Origin of the sequence: Yeguia hominis, from assembly GCF_014384705.1 — a bacterium.
Taxonomy (GTDB): domain Bacteria; phylum Bacillota; class Clostridia; order Oscillospirales; family Acutalibacteraceae; genus Yeguia; species Yeguia hominis.
Window position 1 is genome coordinate 1 of the sequence record NZ_JACRSN010000035.1, and the last position, 5,527, is coordinate 5,527.

The 5,527-nt window shown below is 45.4% G+C and carries 3 protein-coding genes; all 3 read left to right on the forward strand.

Annotated features, from left to right (window positions below; all coding sequences use genetic code 11):
• Nucleotides 1-216: 216 nt before the first annotated feature.
• Genes IAG03_RS13735 through IAG03_RS13745 form a run of 3 tightly spaced genes read left to right on the forward strand, consistent with a single transcriptional unit; the run spans nucleotide 217 to nucleotide 5,349 of the window.
• Nucleotides 217-1,689 carry an ATP-binding protein gene (locus tag IAG03_RS13735; RefSeq protein ID WP_249320668.1) on the forward strand — a complete coding sequence of 491 codons (1,473 nt, stop codon included), beginning with the start codon at nucleotides 217-219 and terminating at the stop codon, nucleotides 1,687-1,689.
• The gene (locus tag IAG03_RS13740) at nucleotides 1,676-4,411 is read left to right on the forward strand and encodes a Z1 domain-containing protein (protein ID WP_249320669.1); all 2,736 of its coding nucleotides are present in this window, start codon (nucleotides 1,676-1,678) and stop codon (nucleotides 4,409-4,411) included. The genes IAG03_RS13735 and IAG03_RS13740 overlap by 14 nt, the downstream gene beginning before the upstream one ends.
• Entirely contained in the window at nucleotides 4,408-5,349 is a 942-nt protein-coding gene (locus tag IAG03_RS13745; protein ID WP_249320673.1) for a PD-(D/E)XK motif protein, read from the forward strand. The genes IAG03_RS13740 and IAG03_RS13745 overlap by 4 nt, the downstream gene beginning before the upstream one ends.
• Nucleotides 5,350-5,527: the final 178 nt, after the last annotated feature.

Below are 5,527 nucleotides of genomic sequence, written 5' to 3' on the forward strand. Positions count from 1 at the left end.
GCCTGCGATATGAGCACCTTCCGCGTGATCGTCCGGGTGGCCATCAGCCATATCTTCTTCAGCTGGATTTTCGGCTTCGGCGGGAAAGTAAGAATCAAAGGGCCTGAAAAGATAAAAACGGATTATAAAGAAATGGTCTCAAGGGCACTATCCAGTCTGTGACATAACAACATCGGGATAAGTAGGTCCAAAATACATACCAAAGAGGTGAAAACAATGCAGGAAAGAAATATGCCGCCATTTGCACCGGTGCTGATGCAATCGACGAGAGCAATCGGCTATAGTTTGGAAGCTGCAATTGCAGATATTATTGACAACAGTATTGCTGCAAAAGCTGGGAAAGTTCAGCTGTCATTCTTTCCAGTAGGCGATGCATATGTCTCAATTCTGGATAATGGCACCGGTATGGATGATGCTCAAATGAATATCGCTATGCAGTATGGAAGTAAGAGCCCGACTGAGACACGAGACTCGTCTGACTTGGGACGATATGGCTTAGGTCTGAAGACTGCATCTTTGTCTCAGTGCTGTGTTTTGACCGTAATCAGCAAACAGGGAGATCAGGTAATTGGACGGCGCTGGGATCTTGATTACGTCATTAAAACAGGTGCATGGTCACTGTTGATCCTTGATAAAGAAGACTTCGCCTCAGTTCCTCATATTTCTGATTTGTACGAGCAGGATAGCGGTACATTGGTTGTATGGCAGAACCTCGACCGTTTGCTGATGGGCGAAGTAGATTATGAAAAATCGCTTGGCCGAAAAATGGACGAGGTAAGGCAGCACCTTGAACTGGTATTTCACAGGTACTTATCCGGAGAATCCGGAATAAAAAAGTTAGAAATAGTCTTCAATGGAGTAAAGCTTAAAGCGGCAGATCCGTTTTTGATAAAGAAGAGCACGCAAGCCATGGACACAGAAACGCTGGTGATTCGAGGCAAACGCATTCTGGTAACGCCATATATTCTGCCTCATATTTCTAAAATGACTGAAGAGGAAAAGAACCAACTTGGCGGCAAAGATGGAATTCGCAAACGGCAGGGCTTTTATGTATATCGAAACAAGCGGCTTCTAATTTGGGGAACGTGGTTCCGTATGATGCGGCAGGGTGATCTTTCAAAGCTGGCTCGTGTTATGGTCGATATCCCAAATGACTTGGACGATTTATGGACTCTGGATATTAAGAAATCTCATGCAATTCCACCTGCCGAGGTGAGGAATAGCCTTCAGACTGTAATTGATCGTATTGCAGATAAAAGTAAGCGGACATGGACGTTCAGAGGGAAAAAGGAAACTTCGGATTCGGTTGAGCATATGTGGACCCGATTAAAAACGCCGGAAAACGGCATCGTATATGAGATCAACCGAGACCATGTGTTGGTAGATCAGATCGTTGCCGAAGCTCCGGAAATTCGAGGCAAGCTTGAAACATTACTGAAATACATAGAACGAGGAATCCCTCTGAATCAACTTTACATTGATCTTAATAATGACGAAAAGATTGAGAATGATGCGGATATGGGCGAGCAGGAGATGTTCAAAACGCTGGAACAGATGCTGTCCGTTCTGCCCAGCAGCATTATGCGGCGTGAAATGCTTGAAAAGATAGAGCATACTGATCCTTTCTGCGGATATCCGGATGTGATTCGCGCTCTAAAAGCAAAGGAGGACGGCAATGTTAAACCCTAATATTGAAATGTTGGAAAATCTCATTTCCGCAGCGGTTAGTACTCGGTACAAGGAAGTTCCGCCTACAGAGGAAGAATTTCTTACGCTTGCACAAAGCATGCGTGCAACGCTGAGCACACTTCCAGTAACGGATGAGGAATTTGCAGAAATTCTTGTCCGGCTACGTGCGTCGATTGTTATACAGATGGATGTCGGCGTGTACATCAATGATCGAAATACACCTCATAAATCATGGCTTCCGTCCAGAAGAGCAGATTTGGACTTTTTCTTCTGGAATCGATATAAAAAATATCTAGAGGAAATTAAACATTGGAATCCAAGGGTTACCGCAACGCTGGATAAGGTTTCTGACGAGATCGTCGATCTGCTCGGAGATCCGCAAAGTAAAGAACCTTTTCAGCGCCGCGGATTGGTGTTGGGCGATGTCCAATCCGGCAAAACCGCAAATTACACCGCAATCAGCAACAAAGCTGCTGATACTGGATACAGAATTATTATTGTTCTTGCAGGAATGATGGAAAATCTGCGCCAGCAGACTCAGTCTCGCTTGGATGCAGAGTTCTCTGGCCGGAAGAGTGAGTATTATCTGGATCCAAAGGCTGAACAGGGAATCAAAAACCAGCCTGTTGGCGTAGGCAGGTACGGCGTACAGAAGCGTATCGCAGCCTTTACCTCTGTGACTAAGGATTTTGACATCAATGTGCTGAAAAGCAATGATTTGAACCTTCAAAGCGTTTCAGATCCGATTGTCTTAGTCGTAAAGAAAAACAAGCGGATATTGAACAATTTGATTAAATGGCTCTCCAATAGTCGTGATAACACCACAGGGAAAATAATGCTGCCCATGCTCTTGATTGATGATGAGGCAGATAATGCATCTGTTAATACAAAGAGTGAGGATGACAGCCCAGCCGCTATCAATGCCTGCATTCGCCAGCTGCTGCACGAGTTTAATCAGGCTTCCTATCTGGGAATTACTGCGACCCCCTTTGCCAATATTTTTATCAACCCCGAAACAGAAGATGAAATGATTGGCGATGACCTATTTCCCAGAGATTTTATCTACTCGTTGGCACCGCCTACGAACTACATTGGAGCTGATAAAATCTTCGGAGACACAACAGAGGAGTTTTCTGATGTATTGATTCCGCTGCGGCGCGAAGAAATGGATCTATTTTTCCCTTTCACACACAAAAAGACATTGGAAGTGGATGCGCTGCCGCCCAGCATGTATGAAGCAATCGCATACTTTCTGCTGTTTAATGCAATTCGTGATCTGCGCGGCGATTATACCGAGCACCGCTCCATGATGATTCATGTTAGCCGTTTTACAGATGTGCAGAACCGAATTGCAGAAGCTGTAAATGAATGGCTTGTTCAAGTAAAGTCCGACGTGCAGAATTATGCTGCTTTGGATGATGAAAAGCGCGAGCAAATTGCATCTCTGCGTTATCTGCATAAAGTGTGGATAAAACACCAACTAGAAAAGATAAGCCGGACAAATTGGAATGATATTTGCTCCAATTACTTAAACCGCGCTATCGCCCCTATTGCAGTGCGCGCAGTCAACCAAAGGACTGGCGCAACAAGTCTGGATTATTTCAACCACAAAGAAGATGGTCTGCGTGTTATTGCAGTTGGCGGCAACAGCTTGTCCAGAGGCCTGACGTTGGAGGGGCTGGGAGTCAGTTATTTCTATCGAAAATCCCAAATGTATGATACGCTGCTGCAGATGGGGCGCTGGTTTGGTTATCGCCCAAACTACGAAGACCTTTTCAGAATTTGGATGGCAGAAGAAGCGATTGACTGGTATGGATACATCACCAGAGCGGCCAATGAGCTTAAAGATGAAATTGCAAAGATGAAGCTTGCCAACCAAACACCGATGGAGTTCGGTCTGAAAGTGCGTCAGGATCCGAACTCACTTATTGCAACAGCCCGCAACAAAATGCGCTCGGCAACACAGGTAAGCCGCCCTGTAACTGTATCAGGAAAGCTGCTTGAAACGCCCAAGCTCAAGGCCAATCCCGAAATACTGAAAGCAAATGAAGCTGCATTCAAAGAATTTGTGGATCATTTGGGCAGTGCCGGAACTCGTGACTTCTCTGTGAAGCCATATTATTGGCGCGGTGTAAACAAAGAATTGGTTGTGCAGCTGCTTCTTGACTTTGAAACGCACCCGTGGCACCTTGCCTTCCAAGGCAGAGCACTTGCTGAGTATATCGATGAAAAAATGGACAATGAGACTTGGGATGTTGCCCTTATTACAGACGGTGAAGGCTCAGAATATGAGCCTGGTCTCAAATGCGGCAGCGAAGTACTCCCGATTAAGGCAACTGAGCGCCGTTCTGTGATAGCTGACGACAAAATGATTCGGATCAGCGGAACCAAAGTGAAGGTGGGTTCCGGCGGCTGCACAAGAGTTGGATTAACCAAAGAACAGATCGAAACAGCAAGGAAACGCTTCAAAGAACAAAATGGGAACAAGCATATGTCTGACAGTGCCTATTTGATTCGAGAGCGAAGCCCGTTGCTGATGCTGCACATCATTGAAACAGATTTGGATAAAGTCGAATCTACCAACAGAGAAGTTCCTCCCTATTTATTTGCGCTTGGCGTTGGTTTCCCTGATACTGGTGCCGGTATCCATACTGCGAATTACATGGTGAACATGGTTGAACTGAAAAACTGGATGGATCCTGACGAGGAAGAAGACGAATGAAAATTACTGCTGAATATCTTCATGAGAAGTGGAATGCCTTCAACTACTATGACGGAGGATACATACAGATTGAGGTGAAACACGCCCTTGAATGGCACGTTGGCTACAAGGAGATTGACCAGAAAGCCTTGGTGATTATTTCACAGAATGAGCCGGAACTTCTGCCGTCTTCCAAATCAATTGCTGTAACCAAGGGCCGCCGCACAGACGGACGATGGACTCTTTCCTTTGTGCTTATGCGCAATGAACAGGACAGCGTTTTTGAATTGCTGTGCGCGGATTTGATCTCTTATTCTCAAACAGTAGATAATGAGATTTCTGCTTTGAATTTAACAGTGCGGCGCTTTAAGCAATGGAACAAACTGCTTGAGCATCAAAGAAAAAGCCTGATGGATGAGAGTAACCGCAAAGGATTGCTTGGCGAGCTTATCTATCTGTGCGAAGTGATTGATGCCGGATATCCAATTCTGCCGGCGGTTCAAGGATGGGTCGGCCCGGATGGTGCTGATCAAGACTTTGTGTACGCAGACAACTGGCATGAGGTGAAATCTGTGGGTGTATCCGCAGATTCTGTGAAAATTTCTTCTTTGGAGCAGCTTGCAAATACCGATCCTGGAGAATTGGTTGTGATGCTTATTGATAAGTGTGCACCAGAACACAGCGGCGCAGTGTCACTTGGAGAGCAGGTAGATCACACTTTCAGACGGGTGCATGAAAACGATGACGCCTATTCCCTTTTGGAAAGCAAGCTGATGCGCTATGGCTTTATCGATCTTCCTGAGTATAGGGAGCAAAAATATGTATGCTCGGGGGAAATGCATTTCCGCGTAGACGCGGATTTCCCAAGGCTGACATCAGATAATGTCGTTCCGCAGATTATCGAGGTACAATATTCAATTAGTCTGGCCAGTATTGAAGACTGGCGGGTGGAGGGTTAACATGGATGCGCAGGAATTCAGAAAGGATTTTCTCGAAAATGTAAAAGCAGAGGCTGCTTTGATATGTACCCCCAATACTGGACACGTAGTATTGGGGGTATTTTATGAAATATAGTTATGAATACAAGAAAAAGTGCGTGGAATTGTACCGCCAAGGAAAATGGCCAGAAACACCAGA

Coding starts and splice junctions, on each gene's coding strand:
- IAG03_RS13745 (WP_249320673.1), top strand. CDS start 4,408: ATGAAAATTACTGCTGAATATCTTCATGAGAAGTGGAATGCCTTCAAC.
- IAG03_RS13735 (WP_249320668.1), top strand. CDS start 217: ATGCAGGAAAGAAATATGCCGCCATTTGCACCGGTGCTGATGCAATCG.
- IAG03_RS13740 (WP_249320669.1), top strand. CDS start 1,676: ATGTTAAACCCTAATATTGAAATGTTGGAAAATCTCATTTCCGCAGCG.